Raw genomic sequence first — 19,796 nt, 5'->3', positions numbered from 1 at the left:
GTTTTGATGATTTTATATGAAGCCATAAAATATAAATATCCCGATGCGGATCCGCAAAAGGATTTTGAACTAAGAAATGACGGTGCTGGTTCGTATATAGATGAATGGTATCTTGATGTGCCCAAACCAACAGAGAAAGAGTTGAAAAAATGGTGGGAGGAATCACAAGCCAATCCAAGGTATCAACCACCGCTCCCGCTAGATTATCTAGCACAAGAAGTAGCAAAAGAAAAGCTGATGAGAAAACAGCTTGAACATCAATGTGATCTTCTATCAAACGAACTAAAAGCGCTAAAAAATGAGATCATTAAAGGAGAGAGTAGTAGATGAGTTATTGGGTAATGGCATTATATTTCAAATGGGTGACACCTGAATTGGTCAAACAGGCAATTGAACTAGGTGATTGTTCAATGGAAGATCTAAATGCAGGATACGAGCAAAGGATACTCACTTTAGAGCAGCTGCAAGAGATTGAACCAAATTTCAAGGCAAGGGAGTGAAAACCGAATGGAAATAAAAGAACCAAAACTTTTTAACGTGAATGATAAAGCGCATGCAGATCTGTTTAATGACATGGTCAGAGTACTACTTGAAAATGATACTGGATTATTAGAGCATCTCTTAAAACATACAAATGATGGCGGAGTACACGCATCTGAAACAGAAAAGAAAAAATGGAATGAATCCCAGAGTTATAAGATCACGGCTGATAGTGGAAGACAGCTTATCAATGTGTCAGCCGGGGGAAGTATATTTGATGCGATAAAAGACAAAGGAACATGTACATTTTATGCAGCTGCTGGTGTGGAGGATTCACCTGCCTTACCGAATGTATCAATAAGAGGGCTGCAGACAGTAGGGCAAGAAAATATTGGATCTGGCTTTGCAATTGATATGTCAGGTAATGCTTATTTTTTCTATTATGATGCTGGACATACGTCGATTACATGGACAAAGCTGCCTACAGAAAGTGATAGGAACAGATGGGATAACGGTCAATTAGTAAAAATCACACAAGATAATGGAAAGCCCATTTATCATGGGTTTGCTAGCGAGACAGACTATAATACCCTTACTCAGACAGGGATGTATCTCATATATAATGCAGGAATAAACGGCCCATCCCCTTCCATTAATCGAGTGTTTTTATTGGTCATGAGTTATGGCAGTACATTAGTGCAAATAGCATACGAATCTGTTTATGGGAAGAACACATACTTTAGAGTTCTTAAACACAATGCAGAATCATGGACACCATGGGAGAAGCAAATCACGCTATCAGATTTATTAGAAGGATCTTGGGAAACACCTAAAGAGATTAAAAGCAATTGGAAGGAATATGACCCTATTAATTTACCAGTAAAATATCGCAAGAATCTCCTAGGTGAAGTTGAGATAGTAGGAGCTGTAAAAGGTGGGACATTAGGAAATAATGCAGTGTTTAATTTGCCTGAAGAATATCGGCCGAAACAGGCAATGCATTTTGTAGGAGTCGCTTCTAGTATAGGGACTCCAGGAGTACCACAATTCCATCGTACCTTAATAGATAAAGAGGGTAATGTATGTGTACAATCATCTTCAAATAACGCCAATCCCACTGAGTTTATTACATTTGGTTTTAAGTTCAGCACAAGGTGAAACTAATAAAACCAATATTTAGAGCTGAAATATAAAAGGAGAATGTTCATGGAGATAAAGACACCTCGTTCTTTTAAAGTCAGTGACAAAGCCCATGCAGATCTGTTTAATGACATGATCAAGGTTATTCTTGAAAATGATGTTGGACTTTTGGATCAAATCAATCAACACAAAAATGATGCAACATCTCATGCATCTGTAACAGAAAAGCAGAAATGGGATCAATCTCAGTTATATAAAATGACAAATGATAACGGGTCCCAGTTGGTGAATATCCCTGCTGGCGGCAGTATTTATAACGGGATTAAATCGTTAGGTGCCTGCTCGTTCTATGCTCCGGGAGGTTCTGGAGTAGTCGATTCTCCTGCTATAGGTAATGCTGCATTAAGAGGCTTTCAGCTTGTAGGTCAAAATAATATTGGCGTAGGAATCGCGATTGACACATCAGGCAATGCATTTTGTTTTTCCTATCATGTGAATGACGTCGGAATTAACTGGCTCCAATTGCCGACACAAAATGAAAAAAACAAATGGGACGCAGGACAACTATCTAAAATCACTGCTGACGATGGAAAAGCTTATGAAAGAATTAATGCAAACGATCCTAGTATTTTAGATAAACTTATCAAATTACCGGGCGTGCATTCTTGGTATATTCATGAAGCACACCCCGATCTGCCTACAAAAAGTTCTATGAGGGCCTTATCAGTCTTTAGTGAAAATACTTATGGTTGGATCATTGGCGCGAATAATACAGGCGATGTATACATCAATCGATCGACGACAGATGTTACCGGTACTCAGCAAGAATGGAGCGGCTGGAAGAGGTTGAACGAGCATCCATTATTGAAAGCGAATGGAAATAGAATGCTTATTCCTACTGGTACAGATATACTCACTCTGCCTTCTGGTTTTTATTATGTCTCTGGAACGAATGCAGTAAATATGCCATCAACGACCGATGCTTCTTGGTTTAATGTAGATATTTTAGAAACGGGAAATAACCGCAAAACTTTTCATGTGAGTCGAAGCTATGATAACAGCCATTGGTACGGAACTACTCATACTGATGGAATCTTCAGGGGCTGGAAACAGCTAGTGACAAATGCTGAGTTTGAACATGTCACGTGGCTTAGTGTTACCTTAGACAAAAGTTCATCTATAGGGGATAGACCAGTTGAATATGTAAAATGGGGAAATTTGTTGTTGCTGAGAGGTCATCTAAAAGCAAATAGAGAAATCACCTGTGGACGGATTCCAGCCGAAGGTTTACCAGAGAAAGGTCTTGTGGTGTCAGTTCCCGTATCAGGTACAACGGGTCATAGTAAATTACTTATATATAAGACAGGAGAGCTAAAGCTAACTGGTTTACTGGCAGCGAATGAAAGTGCAGTAACTGGCTACTATTTAGACACAGTCGTCCCATTAAATTAAGGAAGTGATAGTATGATACAAGTTTATGAGTACAATCATCAAAATGAATTGGTCAGACCTATAGTAGTGTTTGAGAGGGATGATGAAGGAAATTATATCATTCCAGATCAATGCACAACAATTGCTCCACCCAATAATCCTTCTTTTTATAAAGCAGCTTTTGATGTGGAAAAACAACAATGGTATGAATCAGCGACACTGGAATATATAGATAGCTTAAAACCAGCCCCACTCCCGCCAAGTGATATAGAACTTTTAAAGAAACAAAATGCCTTATTATCTAAACAATTAACGCAGTTATTGGCTATGCAAAAAGGGGGGACTTCAAAATGATGTTTCCAACTGTAGCAGATATCAAACAATTTTGAGACTGGCAGTGTTACGGCCCAGAGGACATTGCATTTTATGTAAGCATCGGCTGGATCTCGGCAGATGACTATCAAGACATAACAGGAGACAAATATGAAGCCTAATGGCTTTATTTTTTTGCCGGAAAGAAGGTGATTCCAATGGAAGTAGATGTCGTTCAAAACTTAATGACACAAGGCCCATTTGCCGTTCTCTTTTGCTGGATTCTGTTCTATGTTCTCAACACAACAAAAGAACGAGAAAACAAGCTCAATGCACAAATCGAGGCGCAAAATGATGTGTTAGCAAAGTTTAGTGAAAAGTATGACGTCGTGATCGACAAACTCGACAAAATAGAACGAAATTTAAAATAGGAGGAAAACTCATGAAAACATTCGACAAAGGCACTGTGATTCGCACAGTGCTTCTTTTTATTGCTCTGATCAATCAAACGCTTATCATGTTTGGACAGACGGTGCTGCCGATTAGTGAGGAGCAAGTACAAACCGTTGGTGAGGCACTTTATGTGGCAGGTTCTACGATTTTTACTATGGTTACAGCTGTTATCGCTTGGTTTAAAAACAATTATGTGACCTACAAAGGCCAATTACAAAAAGATGCTCTGAAACAAAGAGGGCTAACAAAATAATACTTGAAGGAGAAACGACATGGTAAAAATCATTCAAGCATTGATTCCAAAACAACATCGCAACAGACCAGGAAACACGATGAAGCCGCTCTATATTACAGTGCATAATACGTCTAACAGTGCAAAAGGCGCTAATGCGGCCAGTCATGCAGCGTTTGTTGCACGTTCAAGTACCGGGGTGAGCTGGCATTACACCGTTGATGATCAGGTGATTTATCAGCATTTACCGTTAAACGAAAACGGCTGGCACGCAGGGGATGGCAGAGGCACCGGCAATATGAAATCAATTGGTATTGAAATTTGTGAAAATGCAGACGGCAGCTTTGAACAAGCAGTCGAAAATGCTCAATGGCTCATTCGAAAGCTGATGGGAGATTTCGGAATTCCTTTTTCAAATGTAGTGCCTCATAAACATTGGAGCGGGAAAGAGTGTCCAAGGAAACTTCTCGGACGATGGGATCAGTTTAAAGCTGGAATAGCCACAGCACAAACTGGCAGCAAAAGCACAAGAAAACCTGTTCAGGCAGAAAGCTTGAGCCACAAAGCACCCATTTCCAAAAAGAAATCGTCAAATCTGCCATCTGGCATTTTAAAAGTCACCAAGCCCTTAACAAAAGGCCCTCAAGTCACAGCTGTGCAAAAAGCCTTATCTTCCCTCTATTTTTACCCAGACAAAGGGGCAAAAAACAATGGGATTGACGGCTATTATGGACCGAAAACAGCGAATGCGGTCAAGCGGTTCCAGCTCATGAACGGCTTAGCTGCAGACGGAATTTACGGACCGAAGACGAAGAACAAAATCGAACAATTACAGAAGAAATGATGATCTATAAAAAAAGCTATCAGCAAGTGAGGAAATGCTTCCTTGCTGATAGCTAACAAAAAATGACATCATTTGTGATATAATTGGCCAAATCCCTATCATGAGAGGAGAGAAAAATGAAAAAAGAACTGCTCCAGATCATTATGCTGTCAGTGCTACTCATCTATTTCATTTATCACGAAATGACGAGCGACTTCCCTGTGTCCTATACAATCATTCTCATCCTAACTTATCTTTCTGTGATCACATACCGCATCATAAAGTTATTAAGAAAAAACAAAGAACAAACAGAACTGTAAGAGATATGTACATAAAAAAACCATCCTTGATTTTACAAGAATGGTTTTTCGTATGGAGCATAGCGGGATCGAACCGCTGACCTCTACGCTGCCAGCGTAGCGCTCTCCCAGCTGAGCTAATGCCCCGGGATGTTTCAACAAATATTATTATATTTAATTCCCCCTTAGAATACAAGGGGGAAGGCTATTTTTTTATTTTTGATGAGAAATCTTTCAATTTTGTATTATGCATTATTTTTAACCTTGGGGACGACTTGGGGACGGAAATTTCCTATCTCTGAATTTGTGTTTCTCAGATGTTTAGGATCAAACTTGTTAAAGTGATTCGCTGCACTCTTTTTCATTTCATCTGTTACATGGCCATATATATCAGATGTTGTTCGGGAGCTAGCGTGTCCTGCACGTCTTTGAATAGCACTTATGCTCTCACCGGCTTCCATCAATAAAGCAACCATAGTGTGACGCAAATCATGTAAACGGATATTTTTTATTCTATACTTTTGTGTAATTCGATTCCATTTGGTCGTTGGTGTTGTAAAGTAATAAGGCTTTCCAAACCCACTATGAAAGATGTATTGATGATCTCCACCCTCCCAGGCATCTTTTAGCTTTTCCTTCTCTCTTTTCCACATATGATAGTATAGAGACAATTCATTCATATACCAATCTGGCATCTGAACAAATCGTTTTGAACTTTTTGACTTAGGGTCTTTCACATGCGGTTTACCTTGAATGGTCTTTGAAAGAGATCGGTTTATTCTAAATCCACCAGCATCCCAATCCACGTCTAAATGCCATTCAAGCGCTAGACCTTCGCCTCGTCTCAATCCTCCTATCATGGCTGCTAAGAAATAAAGTCTCCATTTAATATCAACTTCTTCATATAGAATCTTAATACATTGAGCAGCTTCATCAGCTTCAAAATAGTTCATTTCCTTCTTCTCGTTAATTGGCAAGGGCAATCCCTTCATTGGATCAATCTTGATAATCTTCCATTCTTCAGCTGCGGTTTTAAAAACCACCTGTAGTAATTTAAAAATATCTAATATTGTTCTTTCTCCTAACCCCCCTGGCTTACCATCTTTTCTCGCACCATCCTTTGATAAATCATCTAAAAAGTCTACGATATGTAAACTCTTTATTCGTTCTATCCTCATATGTCCAAAAACGGGGAGGATATGATTTTTTAAGTGACGCCAATAAACGTCTGATGTTGTCAGAGAATACGGTTTTCCGCTCTTTTGATAGAGCTTTTTTTCTTTCCACTTAGCGATAAAAGATTCAAATGTTAATTTTTCAGGTTCTATGTATTCTCCAGAATTGACTTCCATCTTGAACTGATAAAGCTGATCAGAGAGGTACTCCTGTAATTTTCTTTTTGTTTTTAACAGTTTATGATCTTCTATACGAATAGTTTTATATTTTCTTAACCTTTTTCCATTAGCATCATATCCAGTTTCAACAACTAATCTAAAAGAATTACTTCCTCTTTTTTCAATGCTAGCCATATAAAACGCTCCTTGTCTGAGAAAAAACTTTTTGATTGTAAAGGTTTAATCGATGCTTTGCAAATGATGGAGTAACTTTAAAAGTTTTAGTTAAAAATTGAATTGCTTGGTCAGGGTCTAAAGGTATATTTACTGATCTCAACATAAAAGTTGGTACTGCAAAATGGTACATAAAGTTATTCGACTTCCATTCTTGATATAACCTAAATGAATCAGGCATCATAAGTTGATTTCCCTTATGAAAAAGAATGTGGCCAACTTCATGACAAAACTTTTCCCATCTAATGCTTTTATTCAATCTCTTATCTAAGATAATAATTTGGATATCCTGATTAATTATGGCTCTTGATGAAATTTCTTTATAACAAACTTCAATCCCTAATTTTTCAGAAATAGTATCAATGGATTGTTCAGAAGGATTTAAGATTTTCATTTCTGCATATAGTCTATTAACGTTATCTTCTAAATGAGTATAGGTATATTTCAATTTAATAAGCTCCTTCAAGTTAGTTTTAGGAACTAGTGTTCTGTTTTTGGGTAAAAATAAATACTCTTATTGAGCATTTATTTTAAATTAACTGTTAATTCTTTTGGTTCGGAAACGCTATCCAAATTTTCGTCAAATGGTGCACTCATCACAATTCTAACGCTTTTTATTTTAGAAACATCAGATTCTATAGGTACAGCAATTTGATAATCTCTTTTCGCATTACCAAAAAGTTTCATATCATATTGTTCGATGTCAGTATAAAGGTTATTACTACTGACCTTAATCTGTTCTTTAGTGTCTAAAATTAAATGACTAATACCAGAAAAATTGATATTTTCTTTATCTGTATTCTCTACAGAAAATTTAATATCAATAAAATGAAAAGGGTTTGTTAAATCAATATCCGTTAAACTTTGATAGTCACTTAGGCGATCATCAGGAATATTTGACAACTTCATTATGTTGACATGTTCAAAATTTATATTAAGCGGGCCCATTTTCTGTGATTCAATTTGTTCTTGGCTTTTTAAGTAATTAAATAATTCTCCTGTTTGATCATCTTTGTAACTGTCATTTTTCTGTTCTTCATTAGTTTCTTTTTGCTTTTTCTCTGAAACTTTTTCTTGTGAGTTTGCCGAAGGTTCATCCGCTGTCTTAGTTGAGTTACATCCAGCTAAGAAAACGAGCAATGATAGGCAAATTACAAACATTGATTTCTTCCTCATAATTGCCCCCTAAAGGAATCATTTGTTCTGTTTTTTCTCTCTCGCTTTTCTCTTTTTAAACAACTCGTATACCACTTCAAATTCTTCAATTAATTCTTCCACATCTTCTGGCTTACTATCGAAGAATAATCCGTCATGGGATTTTGCCCACTCATAAATCTTTCGTTGATGCTCAGAAAGTTTAGGAGTTTCAGAATTACTTGTCTCATTCTCATCGATGTAACCAGCTATGATCATTAATTTTTCATAATCACATTGGTATGCTTTAGAAATTAATTTTAGTGTTTCTGGAGTTGGTTTGATTTCTTTACCTGTCCTTGGGTCTTTTCCGTTTTCAATTTTCCCAAGATAGGTATGGCTTATGCCAATTCGTTTGGCAGCTTCTCTTTGAGACATTTTTCCTCTTGCTTTTATCAAATATTCTCCAAGTTTGGACATTAGCATCACCTGTAATACGTAGTTTACATTATATTTAAATTCTTTAAAACAGAAAATGTGTAAATCATGATTGACACTACTGTAAACCTTGTGTTACTATTTGTTCAAGGAGGTGTAACACATGGTTTTCACTAACAGATTACGTGAGATCAGAAAAGGTGTTGGAATGTCAATATCTGAATTGGCAAGAAGAACTGAAATGTCTCGCGCAAACATTACGAAAATTGAGCTTCACGGACAAGAGCCATCTGGTTTCACTATGCTGAGAATTGCAAGTGTTTTAAATAAAGATCCAAGGGATATTTTTTTTGAGTCGAGTGGTACACAAGAGTTACAAAATGAAAAAGAGAATACCTGTTAATAAAATGATTTTTGCGGTTCTTATGGTTTACAAATTCTGAAGGAGGTTCTCAAAATGCCAACAAAATCAACTATGAGTGTTCAAGAAACGGCTGATTTTCTTGGAGTCCATCATGACACGGTTTACACAATGGTTAAGGAGAGGCAAATACCATTCTTCCGAGTAAGGAAAAGAATTTTCTTTACACGAGAAGTTCTAGAAGAATGGCAAATGTCACAAATGGAATCCAACTTTCAGCCAGTGAATGATTAAGAATTTACCACCTTAGAATAAAGCGGATATATGAGATTTGCTGTTCCAATTCGGAACATGTTCCAGATAGGAACATTGAGAGGGGGTGGAGAGGTTTTGAAGTTGGGTGTGGTGCTTCGTAAAGCCCGAGTGCAAGCAGGCATTTCCCAAGAGAAGTTAGCGGAAATGCTTAGCCGCTCTCGCAGTTGCATCTCAAAGATTGAAAATGATCAGAAGGTACTTGATGTACCTACATATGTACGGTGGATGGAAGCGACAAATGCAAAAGAGGCAATGATTGCAACATTATGCGGCATTGATCCACTGGCTGTCACACAGCAAATAACGGCTATCATGGCCCTATTCGGAGGATGAAGATGAAGAAACGAAATACGATTTTCAAAAATATCAATAACGATGCAATAACAAGAGAAATGATTTGCATCGAAGAACTGCAAAAACGATTGATGAAAGCTTTAAAGAAAAGTGATACCGATACGGCATTAGCGACTCATCAAGATATATCTAAATCTTTAAAAGAAATCAAGCGGTATGAAAAACAAGCAAAGGTGCAATTGTTGATGTCAGCTGCAAAGATTACGCCAGTAACATATCCAAAATCATTAAAAAACAAAATGAAAGGATTGATTTAAATGAAATACATGTTCACTGCAAGCAAGTTGATGAAGGCTAAGGAAGTAAAGGAAATGTGTAAGTTACGTGATGACGAGGATGTGAAGATCTCTAATTTTCAAACTGAAACCCGTTTAAAGTCTCAACTAGGTTTAGGACAAAGAAAAAAGCAGCAAGCTCCTACACTCACTGCTTAGTTCATGAATAACGAATTGATCAATATGAATTATATCGCTCTTTAAAGAGCACGACAAGTTTTATTCTTGTCGTCCGGCTTGCGGATGGGCATTACGCACACACCCCATCCCCTCAAATCATGCACCATCCGCAGTCGGACGATGCGAATAAGCATCAATAAATAATAGGAGGAAGAAGATTATGTTTTTTGAAAAAGCGGTTATACAACCATTCAGTGATCACACTGGCGATCAAGTAAGACTATCTAAAGTAAATGGCTCCATTCTCATGGACAACAATGGAAAACCTCACTTCTATTTCCCTAATCAAGAGGCTTTTGAGAAATTCAAAAAGCTAAAAGCCGACGCGATCCGAAGAAAGGTTGGTGTTTTAGCATGAACATTGAACATCCAATGATTACTCAAATAAATGCTACTGGTTATCCAAAAGGAATTGAAGTGGTTGATGTCGTTGGAACTGACTATTTTGGGGATGAGATTTTTTCTAATGATGAGTATGTCATTGATGAGAATGTTGGGGAAATGATTCTAGTTGATAACTTGGAACGCTATCTGAAGGAGCAACTGGATTTCACCTTTGTGAATGCAAAATAAAAAGGTCCACTCCCACAAGTGAACCAATTACAAAAAAAGAAAATAAAAGTGTCAACCCCTATTATAGCAGGTTGGCACTGTAAATCAATGGAGGCTTGTTCATGACCAAAAATATCAAGTTGGCAGAACTCCATCTATCAAATTTCAAGGGTGTAAAATCATTCATCCTTGAAACAGGTGGAGAAAGCGCGAGGGTCTATGGTGATAACGCCACAGGCAAAACAACGTTGTTTGATGGTTTTATGTGGCTGCTCTTTGATAAAGACAGCCAAAACAAAAAAGACTTTGAGATCAAGACGCTCTCCAAGGATAACAAAGCAGTAAGTGGCGTGGATCATGAGGTATCGGCTGTACTCTTAATCGACGGAAATTCTGTCGAATTGAAAAAGGTCTATTCAGAGAAATGGACCAAGAAACGGGGATCAGCAAAGCAAGTCTTTTCTGGCCATACCACTGACTATTATGTCAATGGCGTGCCAGTTAAGAAAAAAGAGTTCACTGAGAAGGTCAATGACATTATCTCTGAGGACATTTTCAAACTGATAACTTCTCCTTCTTATTTCAATGAACAAATGAAGTGGCAGGATCGCCTAAACGTTCTCATGGAGATCGGTGGTGCTGTGACTGATGAGGACGTTATTTCAGAAAACAATTCATTGTCAAAGCTTCAATCCATCTTAGATGGAAAAAGTCTGGATGAGCAAAAGCGCATTCTTACTGAAAAACGTAAAAAGATCACTAAGAACCTAGAGCAATATCCGGTAAGGATAGATGAAATCAACCGCTCTATTGATGATGTCAGTGATCTTGACCATGAACAACTGAAAGAAGAGCTAAAAGCTCTGGAGTCATCACTTATGGCATTGGATGAGAAAGTTCGCTCTATCAAAGCAGATGAAGGTGCAGATCGTAAGAAACGCATGCTTCAACTCGAAGGGGAGCTACAGCAAATCAAAAACGAACATGACTCTCAACGGTTTGAGGTCATTAACAAAAAGAAAGAAGCCTACTACCTAGAGAAAAACAGTCTTACTCAAACCCAAAATGATCTCATTAACTTGATCACGAAGAAGAAGCACTTAACATCTTTTCTCTCTCAAATAGATAAAGAACGTTTGGAGTTACGAGAAGAATGGTCTAAAAAGTATGAAGAATCGTTTGAGGATCATCAAACAGATTGTCCAACATGTGGACAAGCATTGCCGGAAGAAAAAATTCAAGCTGCTATTGAGAAATTCAATTTACAAAAAAGTGAAGCCCTAGAGCGAATAGTCGATAAGGGGAAAAAATTAGGAATTGAATATGAAAATAAGGCAAATGAGTTGTATGAAGTTGACGAGCAAATTCAAAAGTTGAATATGGAAGAGAAATTTAAGGCTTCAGCTGTAGAAAAACTGAAAGAAGATATGGAGCAAGCTGAAGCGTCCATTGCTCCGCTTTCCGAAAATCCATTGTATCTAGCCAAGATCGAGGAGCTCGAAAAGATCAATAACGAGATCCAGTCAGATGAGCAGGAGACAAGTGGAGCTGTTCAAACGATTAATGAGCAGATCAAGGAAAAAAAGCAAGAAATGAAATTGGTTCTTAATGATCTACTTTGCATTGATAAAGCCAAACAAGCTCTGAAACGGATTGAAGAGCTAAAAGATGAAGAACGTAAAATGGCTGATGACTACAATGAGGTCGAGCAAGAGTCATTCCTGATTGAAGAGTTCATCAGAACCAAGATGAACCTTATGGAAGAACGGATAAACAGCAAATTCAAGTATGCCCGCTTCAAGCTTTTTGAAGAGCAAGTCAACGGCGGTTTAACAGAAACATGCGAAACGCTGTATGAAGGTGTGCCTTACTCTAAAGGCCTAAACAATGCGGCACGTATTAATGTCGGTTTAGACATCATTAATACGTTAAATGAGCATTATGGTATTTCTGCGCCGATCTTCGTTGATAACAGCGAGGCGGTCACGAATCTAATCGATGTGAATGCTCAAGTTATTAGCTTGATCGTTTCTAGGCAAGACAAGGAGCTTCGAGTGATAACAAATGAGGAGGATACGAATGAGTAATCAGAATCAATTGGCACATTTACAAAAAAATATTACAGATGATGTGAACAATAGTTTAAGCAGGTTAAAAGATGAAGGATTGGTTCTTCCATCTAACTATAATGCTAGCAATGCATTAAAGAGTGCATTTTTTAAACTTCAAGATCTGAAGGATAAAGATGGAAGACCTGCATTAGAAAGTTGCTCTCGTGAATCTATTGCTAATTCATTATTGGATATGGTGGTACAAGGTTTAAGCCCTGCAAAAACACAATGTTACTTCATTCCATACGGAAAGCAATTACAACTAAATCGTTCATATTTTGGTACACAAGCAGTCTTGAAACGCTTGACCAATGTTAAGGATATATGGGCAAACGTGATCTTTGAAGGCGATGTATTTGATTATGAGATTGATGGAGGTCGGGAAAAACTTATCAAGCATGAAACGAAGTTTGAGAACAGAGATAAGCCGATCATCGGGGCTTATGCAATAGTGAAGACCATTGATGATATGGAACTGCTAACCGTCATGACAAAAAAAGAAATTGAAACTTCCTGGAGCCAAGCAAAAACAAAAGGCGTTCAGAATAAGTTTCCACAGGAAATGGCCAAAAGAACCGTTATCAATCGTGCAGCGAAGAATTTTATAAACACTAGCGATGACAGTGATCTCCTTGTCCAAGCAATTAATAATTCTACTGAAAATGAGTATGACAACGATCGGGTGGATGTTACCCCGGATGAAGTGAAAAAAGAGATTAGCGAGAATGCTAATTCAGAAATTATTGATGTTGGTTTCAATGAACCTGAAGACTCAGAACAGCATCAAGAAACACCTGAAATAAAGCAGCGTGAAGAACCTGAGCCAAAACCATCAAATGAACATGATTTAAAGCCGTCTGCATTGAATGAGGAACCACCATTTTGATTGAAATAAACGCTGTCTCATCAAGTAGTAAGGGGAATTGCTATCGGGTGACTGATGGTAAAACCCCGCTCCTTTTGGAGTGTGGTATCACCTTTAAAGAGATGCAACGTGCTTTTGATTTTAAGATGAGCTTCGCTGGTTGCCTCATCACTCATGAGCATGGTGATCATTGCAAGGCTTTAAAAGATGTTCTGCGTGCAGGAATCGATTGTTATATGTCTCATGGAACGGCAAAAGCTCTTGGAGTGGAAAATCACCACAGAATCAATCTTGTAAAAGCTCGACAGGCGGTTAGGATCGGCACGTGGCTTATTATGCCCTTTGATGTGCAACACGACGTATCAGAGCCATATGGCTTCCTATTGGCTAATGAGGACGGAGACAAGCTGCTCTTTGCCACTGACACCTATTACATCAAATATAAGTTTCCTGGACTCACGCACATCATGGTTGAGTGCAATTACTCTGAAGCGATCTTGGATGCAAATATCGACAATGGGAGCATCCATAAAAGCATGCGTAACCGGCTCATCCAGTCGCATTTCAGCTTAGAGAATGTAAAGACATTCCTTGCGGCAAATGACTTGTCAAAAGTGCAGGAAATATGGTTGTTGCATCTATCTGACACTAACAGTGATGAGCAACTATTCAAACAAGAAATAGCAAAACAAACAGGAAAGGTTGTCTATGTTCCGAAATGAGCGAGCTTTTTAAAACAGCTTATCCCTATTGTTTTATTACGATGGCCAGATCAGTCGCTCCGCAGATGCGGAAAAAGGTATTGGTTATGTATATCAGGACATATATGGCCAAGTATGAACCGCATCTCGAAGTAGTAAAAATTGAAGGCAAATACGCTATTTGTAAACTTAAAAGCAAATAGTTGGGAAGGAGGAATTCATTTGCGAGGGTGGATCAAATTACATCGAAAATTACGTGAAAATCCAATATTCAATAACCCTAACCTGCTTAGGCTTTGGCTCATCTGTCTTACTGAAGCGAGCCATAAACATCATCAGCAGATGATAGGTAATCAGGTGGTTGAATTAGAGCCTGGTCAATTTGTAACTGGCAGGTACGATATTGCTGAAATGTTTAACAAAGGGCTTAGGAAAAGTGATCAAGTAACTGGAAAAGTTACAGTGTATCGGTGGCTTGAAAAATTAGAGGAAATGAATTTTCTGAGCATCAAAAAGAGCAACAAATTTTCTGTTGTAACCATTAATAAATGGGCGCTTTACCAACAAGAAAACAGCGAAGTTGATCACCAAAATGAACATCAAATGAACATCAAAAGATCATCAAGTGAACATCAAATGATCACAAACAAGAATGTTAAGAATGTAAAGAATGTATATGAAGAGGAAGAAGAGAGATCGCCAGTAGGAAATGATTCTCCTTTCCAACAAATCGAAGACAAGTATTTATCACGAAGGGGTGGAGGGTTGATGATCACTCCTAATGATACTCAAGCCATTAAGAGGATCATTCAGGAGAAGATACCCCTTGAAGACATATTGAAGTGGATCGACGAGATATTCGATCATTATCAACCAAGACATAGAGCGGATGGCATCAAATCGTTTTCTTACCTGGAGAAGGGAATTCTTGATCGATGGCATGCCAAAAACAATCAACCTAGCAACATATCTGAATTTAAACCTAAGAAACAACAAGACAACTTATCAGCATTAGAGGCTTATGCCAAAGAAAAAGGCATTAAATTTGGAGGAGGATAAGCATGACTGAAGAACAAGCGATGATTATCTTAACCAGGATAGCAGCTGCGTACCCAAGATTTGAACTTACTACTGACACCGTTGGAAAAGAAAGAATCAGGCTTTGGTTAGAGCATTTAACGGCACTGCCATATGAGGCAGTTTCAAAAAAAGTTGATCAACATATCGCTGAAAAACGTTTCCCTCCTGCTATTGCGGAGATACAAGTACATCAACCAGAGAAAAACGAGTTTCTAGAGCAGCAGAAAGAGTGGGAAAAGAATGCAAAATTTGCGAAACAGCGAAGCTGAACAGTTTCTACTGGGTTGCATCATCCTTGAAGGCGATCTAATCAAGGAAACAGCTTTAGAGTCTAAGCATTTTGCTGAAGAGCGTCACAAGAAAATTTTTGCCGCGATGAGGGAAGTGGACAAGCTAGGTAAACAAGTAGAAATGGCCAATATCGCTGCATCTATGGGGGACACTTTAAATGCAGTTGGGGGTTTCGAATACTTAACCAACCTAGCAAGCGCTGTTCCATCTACTCATTCATTTGAAACCTATGAAACATTAATTTACGAGGCTTTTAGACTTAGAGATGTGCAAAGTGCTGCTTTAGCATTTGCCAGCTCCCCTACTGATGAGGGCATCACTGAGCTTTATCAAAAAACCATTGAAGCTCAAGAAGTAGGCGTACAAGAGACTCGGACGAAAATGGATGTTCTAACAGATATATATATGAGCATGGAAGAAGATCATGGTGATCTGACTGGAGTCAACACGGGTCTTGCGGATCTGAATGCCATGACAGGCGGTTGGCAGAAGAGTGATTTGATTATTGTGGCTGCCCGTCCATCGATGGGTAAAACAGCGTTCGCTCTTAACCTTGGTCGTAATAATGCATTAAATGGTGGAGTAACCGACATATTTTCGCTAGAAATGTCTGATACCCAACTGACTCATCGCATGTTAAGTAGCATTGGAAGCATTGAGAATACGAAGTGGAGAAATCCAAAGAGGTTCTTTAGTGAAGATGATTATGATAAAGCCAGCAAAGCTATGGGTGAATACGAAAAATTAGACATCTATATTCACGATAAACCCACTCAAACCGTCGCAGACATCCGCTCTAAAATCCGGAAGACAAAGAAAGATCACCCAGATCAGGATCATTTGGTAATTATTGATTATCTTCAACTGATTACACCAATTGGTAAATCCGAGAGCAAAAACCATGAGGTTGGTGAGATTACAAGAGAACTTAAAAATATGGCCAGAAGTTTCAATGTTCCCATCATCTTGTTGTCGCAGCTTTCACGCGGCGTAGAAAGTCGAAATGATAAACGACCTATGATGTCTGATCTGCGAGATTCAGGGAGCATTGAGCAAGACGCCGATATCGTTACGTTCCTCTATCGTGATGACTATTATGATAAGCAAAGTGAAGTTAAAAATATTGCTGAAGTCATTTTTGCTAAACATCGTAACGGTGCAACGGGAACAGTTAACGTAGCATTTGTGAAAGAGTATGGAAAATTTTTAAATCTATCGCGGCAAATGGAAGCCGCTATGTGAAATGAGGAATGAATATGTCAATCAATAGCAAACAGCGCAAACAGTTCTTGCTGAAAGAATTGAAGCGCATTGGATATAAAGCGAATGAGATTGCAAGTCTCGCAGATAAAACTCTCTATGAACTCGAAATGCTAGTCATTTCAGCCAAGAGTGAGCGAGGGAACAGCATCGAAACTTACAATGCCAGGATGGAAATCGAGGAGGAAGCAGAATGATTAAATTGCAAATCAAGAACAGCAATACGGGTAAAGAAGTGAATTTTGAAGCAGAGAATTACACAGCTGAAGAGTGTGGTCGTATGATCATTCAATTAGCCACATACATGCATGGTGGGCCTTTAAATAAAAACGGAGTACAAAGGATTCCACGTTCTGTTCCGTCTCCTGTTAGAAGGACAGAAGAAGCAATCCATACTGATATCGCTGGTATCGTGAAAGGAAAGGAACAATGAGATTTGTCGGCATTGATCCTTCAACGAAAACAGGGCTCGTGATTCAAGATGCAAATGGGAATGTGATTCTTGACAAAGAAATAACCTCAGCAATAAAAGGAGATCCGCAACGCTTTATGGACTTGGCCAGCCAAATAATTAATTTAATAGAACCGAATGACTTTGTGTGTATTGAAGGGTTTTCTTACGGTTCTAAAGGAGCGTCAGTAGACATTCAATATGGCATTGGTTGGCTGATAAGAGCGAGACTTATAAACAAAAAAATAGATTATGTAGACGTTCCTCCAACCACTTTAAAGAAGTTCGCAACAGGAAAAGGAAACGTTAAAAAAGATCAAATACCTGTACCTGTTTATAAACGTTGGGGATTTGAACATAAAAGTGACAACGTGATAGACGCATTCGTCTTGGCTCAAATAGCACGTTCATTAAAAACAAAAGTGGATTTAACAAAATATCAACAAGAGGCTTTGAAAAAAATTTCTTAATTACTAGGAGGAACAAATATGTCTTTTATAAATTTTAATGGATTCGTAAAAAAAGTGAATCACAAGCCTAAAGGTGTCACCGAATTGGTTCTTGAGATTTCAACGAAAGAGCTAGGAAACAGCATTCAAAACCTTGCTGAAATGATTGATAACGATGTGAAAGTAGAGATTGAAAGTGACATTGTCCGCTATAACGTGCAGATCAATGCAAACACAGAACGACCAATTGTAAATTATCAAGTGGATCAGAGCGGCGTGGTTCACATAGCTGATCCTGAGCCGGAACAGTTAGAGGCTGAATTGGGCTTACCTGCAGAAAAACCAAAAATTGAAGAAAAACCGATGGAGATTAAGCGTGAAGTGGTGGATCAATTCATCATTGAAGGTATGGCTCCAAAACAGGAAGGTTTCCCTGAGAATATGGCAGAGATCACCAAGCGACGTATTGAAGGAGAATCTTACAGTAAGTTGGCAACAGAGCTTGAGATGTCATCTGGTGCCGTCGTTGATCTGATCAATGACTACCGAGCAGCAGTGGCTCCGCTTGCTGAAGCATGGTGGGATTGGAAAGAGGATCAAGCCAACGAAGCTGAACCATTGCAAAAGGAAAATGCTGAAGAAGAAGCAGCTGAAGATGAAAAGGGTTCAGATGAATACGATCTTCCTAAAGATGACCAAAAAGATGAGGAAGATGGGGCTGCATAAGGTGGCACGCAAACGCTCAAAACGGTGGTTCTTGCTTTATCGCGAAGAGGATGGACAGCACGTCCACCTCTATGAACCACTTAAAAAATATGAACTGCACAGTCGGATCAGGAAAGGATGGAGGGTTGTCAGATGATTAATAAAATCAAGTTTTTCTTCAAACACAAACACTTCTTCTGCTTCAAATGTAGAAATATAGTTTCTGTGCAACGTGGTTATTGGCTGGAATTTAGCACGCGGGTTTTTAATGGTCCAATTTGCACTAAATGCGGAAGGAGCTTCAGGAAATGAAAAAGATTGTAGAAGGCGATTGGGTGGAAGCTTTGGGTGAAGTTGCACGCAGAATGTTTCATATATCTGGTTACGTACTTAAAGTTACTGACAGAAATATTTTAGTGAAGCCGCTTAAAGGAGAATCAGCAGCCGTTCCTAAACATTGGGCTAAAAACCTGGATGTAACGATCACTGAAGATGATTTGAAGGCTTTGATTGACTTGTCCTTAGACTTAAATGACGAACACCTATTTAGAATGTGTGTGCGTGATTTGCAAGCTCTCCAGCGCAAATAAAAAGAGCCTAAGCACAAGGCTCCGGCTCTAATGAATCTCGACAATTCATTATAACATGGGAGGCCTTGTGCGCATGAATAATCCTTACAAACATATAGACTCTAACATCTCAATTGATCAGCTTTTTGAAAAAGGAGAAGTTAAAGTCATCATCCTAGATGGCCATTCCAACGAAGCGTTTATAGCTGAAGCACCCATTTACGGGAAAACAGAAATCACTACACGTGACGGCCAATTCACAAACTTAAATTACTCAAGTTCACACAAAATAAAATAGCAGGAGCTTCCTCCTGCTGGGAGGCAGTCAAAATGAAAGAAATCTGGTATTCAAAATCACCATTTGCTGAATTTTGTATCGTCAATACAGCGAGCGGATATGTTGCCTATTGGCGTTCTGATCTATTAACAGATGCAAAATGGAGCGAGTATGACACATATCAATCCTATCCAGCAGCACGTCGGAATCTTGGTAAAATCGGCTGTGCTGGAAGCATGAAAAGGGTCGAACGGTTGCCATGGGAAAGCGTGGCATGAGCTTGAAGGGAATATGTCTCACTGATGAGTTTACACCGCTAGAAAAGGGAGTAGAATACTTTCTCTTTCCTCTTGGTGCCGCTCATTATTATGTATCAAAATTTGATAGTCCTGGCTCACACTATGGAGCATTTGAAGCCAGGCATTTTTTGATAAAGCAAAAAGAACAACACCAGGAACAGCTGACACTGTTCTGAGGGAGGATCATATGGAGTTTAAACCATCTGAAAACATGTCATATGAAGGGCTTTGGATGGCGCTGGATGACATCAAACGGCGTATAGGGGATGCGGTGCTGTCTGGTGATCGCATCAGTAACCCATACATCAAAACGCAAAAGAAGAAAGCTGAAACAATTAAAGATGAGCTGCTGCGCCGATTTAATGAGCAGGCGCAAGCAAAATTGAAATAA

The 19,796-nt window shown here is 38.6% G+C and carries 33 protein-coding genes, 1 tRNA gene and 1 pseudogene; 30 read left to right on the top strand and 5 right to left on the bottom strand.

What is annotated here, in order from left to right; genetic code table 11:
* Positions 1–6 precede the first annotated feature (6 nt).
* From MHB69_RS14775 to MHB69_RS14730, 10 genes and pseudogenes are all read left to right on the top strand, one after another.
* The gene (locus MHB69_RS14775) at positions 7–330 is read left to right on the top strand and encodes an XkdW family protein (protein WP_342495733.1); all 324 of its coding nucleotides are present in this window, start codon (positions 7–9) and stop codon (positions 328–330) included.
* Positions 327–500: a phage portal protein gene (locus tag MHB69_RS14770; RefSeq protein WP_046313421.1), complete on the top strand. Its 174-nt coding sequence runs from the start codon at positions 327–329 to the stop codon at positions 498–500. Before MHB69_RS14775 ends, MHB69_RS14770 begins: the two co-directional genes overlap by 4 nt.
* Before the next feature lie 7 nt (positions 501–507).
* Positions 508–1,638 (top strand): pyocin knob domain-containing protein, encoded by a 1,131-nt coding sequence (locus MHB69_RS14765; protein ID WP_342495732.1) that lies wholly within the window; start codon positions 508–510, stop codon positions 1,636–1,638.
* Between the two features lie 48 nt (positions 1,639–1,686).
* Positions 1,687–3,072, top strand: a complete 1,386-nt coding sequence (locus MHB69_RS14760; protein ID WP_342495731.1) for a hypothetical protein — start codon at positions 1,687–1,689, stop codon at positions 3,070–3,072.
* Positions 3,073–3,084: 12 nt separating this feature from the next.
* Entirely contained in the window at positions 3,085–3,405 is a 321-nt protein-coding gene (locus MHB69_RS14755) for a hypothetical protein (protein ID WP_046313427.1), read from the top strand.
* 47 nt (positions 3,406–3,452) lie between these two features.
* A pseudogene (locus MHB69_RS14750) lies at positions 3,453–3,545 on the top strand (XkdX family protein); the annotation flags it as partial.
* 36 nt (positions 3,546–3,581) lie between these two features.
* On the top strand, positions 3,582–3,794 hold the full coding sequence (locus MHB69_RS14745) for a BhlA/UviB family holin-like peptide (protein ID WP_211043393.1): 213 nt from the start codon (positions 3,582–3,584) through the stop codon (positions 3,792–3,794).
* Between the two features lie 11 nt (positions 3,795–3,805).
* Positions 3,806–4,069: a phage holin gene (locus MHB69_RS14740; protein WP_034282451.1), complete on the top strand. Its 264-nt coding sequence runs from the start codon at positions 3,806–3,808 to the stop codon at positions 4,067–4,069.
* 19 nt (positions 4,070–4,088) lie between these two features.
* Complete coding sequence (locus tag MHB69_RS14735) at positions 4,089–4,892, top strand: N-acetylmuramoyl-L-alanine amidase (RefSeq protein WP_065215256.1); 804 nt, start codon at positions 4,089–4,091, stop codon at positions 4,890–4,892.
* Between the two features lie 116 nt (positions 4,893–5,008).
* Positions 5,009–5,191 carry a hypothetical protein gene (locus MHB69_RS14730; RefSeq protein ID WP_034282447.1) on the top strand — a complete coding sequence of 61 codons (183 nt, stop codon included), beginning with the start codon at positions 5,009–5,011 and terminating at the stop codon, positions 5,189–5,191.
* Between the two features lie 53 nt (positions 5,192–5,244).
* On the opposite strand, the gene MHB69_RS14725 is transcribed toward MHB69_RS14730, so the two are convergent.
* From MHB69_RS14725 to MHB69_RS14705, 5 genes are all read right to left on the bottom strand, one after another.
* Positions 5,245–5,317, bottom strand: a tRNA-Ala gene (locus MHB69_RS14725).
* A gap of 98 nt (positions 5,318–5,415) precedes the next feature.
* The gene (locus MHB69_RS14720) at positions 5,416–6,699 is read right to left on the bottom strand and encodes a site-specific integrase (RefSeq protein ID WP_342495730.1); all 1,284 of its coding nucleotides are present in this window, start codon (positions 6,697–6,699) and stop codon (positions 5,416–5,418) included.
* Complete coding sequence (locus MHB69_RS14715) at positions 6,692–7,186, bottom strand: ImmA/IrrE family metallo-endopeptidase (protein ID WP_165379111.1); 495 nt, start codon at positions 7,184–7,186, stop codon at positions 6,692–6,694. Before MHB69_RS14715 ends, MHB69_RS14720 begins: the two co-directional genes overlap by 8 nt.
* Before the next feature lie 77 nt (positions 7,187–7,263).
* Positions 7,264–7,914, bottom strand: coding sequence for a hypothetical protein (locus MHB69_RS14710; protein ID WP_342495729.1), 651 nt, complete (start codon positions 7,912–7,914; stop codon positions 7,264–7,266).
* 18 nt (positions 7,915–7,932) lie between these two features.
* A complete protein-coding gene (locus MHB69_RS14705; protein WP_165379109.1) occupies positions 7,933–8,352 on the bottom strand; it encodes a helix-turn-helix domain-containing protein in 420 nt (139 codons plus the stop codon).
* A gap of 121 nt (positions 8,353–8,473) precedes the next feature.
* Here MHB69_RS14705 and MHB69_RS14700 point away from each other — a divergent pair, with 121 nt between their 5' ends.
* From MHB69_RS14700 to MHB69_RS14605, 20 genes are all read left to right on the top strand, one after another.
* On the top strand, positions 8,474–8,713 hold the full coding sequence (locus tag MHB69_RS14700) for a helix-turn-helix transcriptional regulator (RefSeq protein ID WP_342495728.1): 240 nt from the start codon (positions 8,474–8,476) through the stop codon (positions 8,711–8,713).
* Positions 8,714–8,767: 54 nt separating this feature from the next.
* Positions 8,768–8,965, top strand: a complete 198-nt coding sequence (locus MHB69_RS14695; RefSeq protein WP_061409410.1) for a helix-turn-helix domain-containing protein — start codon at positions 8,768–8,770, stop codon at positions 8,963–8,965.
* 96 nt (positions 8,966–9,061) lie between these two features.
* A complete protein-coding gene (locus MHB69_RS14690) occupies positions 9,062–9,319 on the top strand; it encodes a helix-turn-helix transcriptional regulator (RefSeq protein ID WP_234712496.1) in 258 nt (85 codons plus the stop codon).
* A 2-nt stretch (positions 9,320–9,321) separates the two neighbouring features.
* A complete protein-coding gene (locus tag MHB69_RS14685) occupies positions 9,322–9,597 on the top strand; it encodes a hypothetical protein (protein ID WP_165379107.1) in 276 nt (91 codons plus the stop codon).
* A gap of 358 nt (positions 9,598–9,955) precedes the next feature.
* Entirely contained in the window at positions 9,956–10,153 is a 198-nt protein-coding gene (locus MHB69_RS14680) for a hypothetical protein (protein WP_256688663.1), read from the top strand.
* A complete protein-coding gene (locus tag MHB69_RS14675) occupies positions 10,150–10,368 on the top strand; it encodes a hypothetical protein (protein WP_342495727.1) in 219 nt (72 codons plus the stop codon). Before MHB69_RS14680 ends, MHB69_RS14675 begins: the two co-directional genes overlap by 4 nt.
* A 101-nt stretch (positions 10,369–10,469) precedes the next feature.
* On the top strand, positions 10,470–12,434 hold the full coding sequence (locus tag MHB69_RS14670) for a hypothetical protein (RefSeq protein ID WP_342495726.1): 1,965 nt from the start codon (positions 10,470–10,472) through the stop codon (positions 12,432–12,434).
* Positions 12,427–13,344 (top strand): RecT family recombinase, encoded by a 918-nt coding sequence (locus MHB69_RS14665; RefSeq protein WP_342495725.1) that lies wholly within the window; start codon positions 12,427–12,429, stop codon positions 13,342–13,344. Before MHB69_RS14670 ends, MHB69_RS14665 begins: the two co-directional genes overlap by 8 nt.
* On the top strand, positions 13,341–14,045 hold the full coding sequence (locus tag MHB69_RS14660) for an MBL fold metallo-hydrolase (RefSeq protein ID WP_342495724.1): 705 nt from the start codon (positions 13,341–13,343) through the stop codon (positions 14,043–14,045). Before MHB69_RS14665 ends, MHB69_RS14660 begins: the two co-directional genes overlap by 4 nt.
* A gap of 201 nt (positions 14,046–14,246) precedes the next feature.
* On the top strand, positions 14,247–15,083 hold the full coding sequence (locus tag MHB69_RS14655) for a hypothetical protein (protein WP_342495723.1): 837 nt from the start codon (positions 14,247–14,249) through the stop codon (positions 15,081–15,083).
* Between the two features lie 2 nt (positions 15,084–15,085).
* Entirely contained in the window at positions 15,086–15,373 is a 288-nt protein-coding gene (locus tag MHB69_RS14650; protein ID WP_342495722.1) for a replicative helicase loader/inhibitor, read from the top strand.
* The gene (gene dnaB / locus MHB69_RS14645) at positions 15,345–16,637 is read left to right on the top strand and encodes a replicative DNA helicase (protein ID WP_342495721.1); all 1,293 of its coding nucleotides are present in this window, start codon (positions 15,345–15,347) and stop codon (positions 16,635–16,637) included. The genes MHB69_RS14650 and dnaB overlap by 29 nt, the downstream gene beginning before the upstream one ends.
* Before the next feature lie 14 nt (positions 16,638–16,651).
* Entirely contained in the window at positions 16,652–16,852 is a 201-nt protein-coding gene (locus MHB69_RS14640) for a hypothetical protein (protein ID WP_342495720.1), read from the top strand.
* Positions 16,849–17,088, top strand: coding sequence for a hypothetical protein (locus tag MHB69_RS14635; RefSeq protein WP_342495719.1), 240 nt, complete (start codon positions 16,849–16,851; stop codon positions 17,086–17,088). The genes MHB69_RS14640 and MHB69_RS14635 overlap by 4 nt, the downstream gene beginning before the upstream one ends.
* Positions 17,085–17,576 carry a hypothetical protein gene (locus MHB69_RS14630; RefSeq protein ID WP_342495718.1) on the top strand — a complete coding sequence of 164 codons (492 nt, stop codon included), beginning with the start codon at positions 17,085–17,087 and terminating at the stop codon, positions 17,574–17,576. The genes MHB69_RS14635 and MHB69_RS14630 overlap by 4 nt, the downstream gene beginning before the upstream one ends.
* 18 nt (positions 17,577–17,594) lie before the next feature.
* Complete coding sequence (locus tag MHB69_RS14625; protein WP_342495717.1) at positions 17,595–18,281, top strand: hypothetical protein; 687 nt, start codon at positions 17,595–17,597, stop codon at positions 18,279–18,281.
* 287 nt (positions 18,282–18,568) lie between these two features.
* Positions 18,569–18,850: a hypothetical protein gene (locus MHB69_RS14620; RefSeq protein ID WP_203143976.1), complete on the top strand. Its 282-nt coding sequence runs from the start codon at positions 18,569–18,571 to the stop codon at positions 18,848–18,850.
* Between the two features lie 73 nt (positions 18,851–18,923).
* Positions 18,924–19,127, top strand: a complete 204-nt coding sequence (locus MHB69_RS14615; protein ID WP_203143978.1) for an XtrA/YqaO family protein — start codon at positions 18,924–18,926, stop codon at positions 19,125–19,127.
* Positions 19,128–19,159: 32 nt separating this feature from the next.
* On the top strand, positions 19,160–19,384 hold the full coding sequence (locus MHB69_RS14610) for a hypothetical protein (RefSeq protein WP_203143981.1): 225 nt from the start codon (positions 19,160–19,162) through the stop codon (positions 19,382–19,384).
* 208 nt (positions 19,385–19,592) lie between these two features.
* On the top strand, positions 19,593–19,796 hold the full coding sequence (locus tag MHB69_RS14605; protein WP_268453796.1) for a DUF6877 family protein: 204 nt from the start codon (positions 19,593–19,595) through the stop codon (positions 19,794–19,796).

The sequence above is a fragment of the Bacillus sp. FSL K6-0994 genome, assembly GCF_038630815.1.
GTDB lineage: Bacteria > Bacillota > Bacilli > Bacillales > Bacillaceae > Bacillus > Bacillus safensis.
Note: the sequence above shows the minus strand (reverse complement) of the source record. Positions and strands in the feature narration are given on the sequence as shown.

Bases quoted from the DNA above. Each gene is read 5' to 3' on its own strand.
- MHB69_RS14605 (WP_268453796.1), top strand. From the start codon at position 19,593: ATGGAGTTTAAACCATCTGAAAACATGTCATATGAAGGGCTTTGGATG.
- MHB69_RS14695 (WP_061409410.1), top strand. From the start codon at position 8,768: ATGCCAACAAAATCAACTATGAGTGTTCAAGAAACGGCTGATTTTCTT.
- MHB69_RS14745 (WP_211043393.1), top strand. From the start codon at position 3,582: ATGGAAGTAGATGTCGTTCAAAACTTAATGACACAAGGCCCATTTGCC.
- MHB69_RS14735 (WP_065215256.1), top strand. From the start codon at position 4,089: ATGGTAAAAATCATTCAAGCATTGATTCCAAAACAACATCGCAACAGA.
- MHB69_RS14705 (WP_165379109.1), bottom strand. From the start codon at position 8,352: ATGTCCAAACTTGGAGAATATTTGATAAAAGCAAGAGGAAAAATGTCT.
- MHB69_RS14640 (WP_342495720.1), top strand. From the start codon at position 16,652: ATGTCAATCAATAGCAAACAGCGCAAACAGTTCTTGCTGAAAGAATTG.
- MHB69_RS14720 (WP_342495730.1), bottom strand. From the start codon at position 6,699: ATGGCTAGCATTGAAAAAAGAGGAAGTAATTCTTTTAGATTAGTTGTT.
- MHB69_RS14610 (WP_203143981.1), top strand. From the start codon at position 19,160: ATGAAAGAAATCTGGTATTCAAAATCACCATTTGCTGAATTTTGTATC.
- MHB69_RS14770 (WP_046313421.1), top strand. From the start codon at position 327: ATGAGTTATTGGGTAATGGCATTATATTTCAAATGGGTGACACCTGAA.
- MHB69_RS14650 (WP_342495722.1), top strand. From the start codon at position 15,086: ATGACTGAAGAACAAGCGATGATTATCTTAACCAGGATAGCAGCTGCG.
- MHB69_RS14630 (WP_342495718.1), top strand. From the start codon at position 17,085: ATGAGATTTGTCGGCATTGATCCTTCAACGAAAACAGGGCTCGTGATT.
- MHB69_RS14665 (WP_342495725.1), top strand. From the start codon at position 12,427: ATGAGTAATCAGAATCAATTGGCACATTTACAAAAAAATATTACAGAT.
- MHB69_RS14675 (WP_342495727.1), top strand. From the start codon at position 10,150: ATGAACATTGAACATCCAATGATTACTCAAATAAATGCTACTGGTTAT.
- MHB69_RS14625 (WP_342495717.1), top strand. From the start codon at position 17,595: ATGTCTTTTATAAATTTTAATGGATTCGTAAAAAAAGTGAATCACAAG.
- MHB69_RS14775 (WP_342495733.1), top strand. From the start codon at position 7: ATGATTTTATATGAAGCCATAAAATATAAATATCCCGATGCGGATCCG.
- MHB69_RS14765 (WP_342495732.1), top strand. From the start codon at position 508: ATGGAAATAAAAGAACCAAAACTTTTTAACGTGAATGATAAAGCGCAT.
- MHB69_RS14755 (WP_046313427.1), top strand. From the start codon at position 3,085: ATGATACAAGTTTATGAGTACAATCATCAAAATGAATTGGTCAGACCT.
- MHB69_RS14615 (WP_203143978.1), top strand. From the start codon at position 18,924: ATGAATAATCCTTACAAACATATAGACTCTAACATCTCAATTGATCAG.
- MHB69_RS14635 (WP_342495719.1), top strand. From the start codon at position 16,849: ATGATTAAATTGCAAATCAAGAACAGCAATACGGGTAAAGAAGTGAAT.
- MHB69_RS14620 (WP_203143976.1), top strand. From the start codon at position 18,569: ATGAAAAAGATTGTAGAAGGCGATTGGGTGGAAGCTTTGGGTGAAGTT.
- dnaB (WP_342495721.1), top strand. From the start codon at position 15,345: ATGCAAAATTTGCGAAACAGCGAAGCTGAACAGTTTCTACTGGGTTGC.
- MHB69_RS14760 (WP_342495731.1), top strand. From the start codon at position 1,687: ATGGAGATAAAGACACCTCGTTCTTTTAAAGTCAGTGACAAAGCCCAT.
- MHB69_RS14740 (WP_034282451.1), top strand. From the start codon at position 3,806: ATGAAAACATTCGACAAAGGCACTGTGATTCGCACAGTGCTTCTTTTT.
- MHB69_RS14730 (WP_034282447.1), top strand. From the start codon at position 5,009: ATGAAAAAAGAACTGCTCCAGATCATTATGCTGTCAGTGCTACTCATC.
- MHB69_RS14670 (WP_342495726.1), top strand. From the start codon at position 10,470: ATGACCAAAAATATCAAGTTGGCAGAACTCCATCTATCAAATTTCAAG.
- MHB69_RS14710 (WP_342495729.1), bottom strand. From the start codon at position 7,914: ATGAGGAAGAAATCAATGTTTGTAATTTGCCTATCATTGCTCGTTTTC.
- MHB69_RS14680 (WP_256688663.1), top strand. From the start codon at position 9,956: ATGTTTTTTGAAAAAGCGGTTATACAACCATTCAGTGATCACACTGGC.
- MHB69_RS14685 (WP_165379107.1), top strand. From the start codon at position 9,322: ATGAAGAAACGAAATACGATTTTCAAAAATATCAATAACGATGCAATA.
- MHB69_RS14700 (WP_342495728.1), top strand. From the start codon at position 8,474: ATGGTTTTCACTAACAGATTACGTGAGATCAGAAAAGGTGTTGGAATG.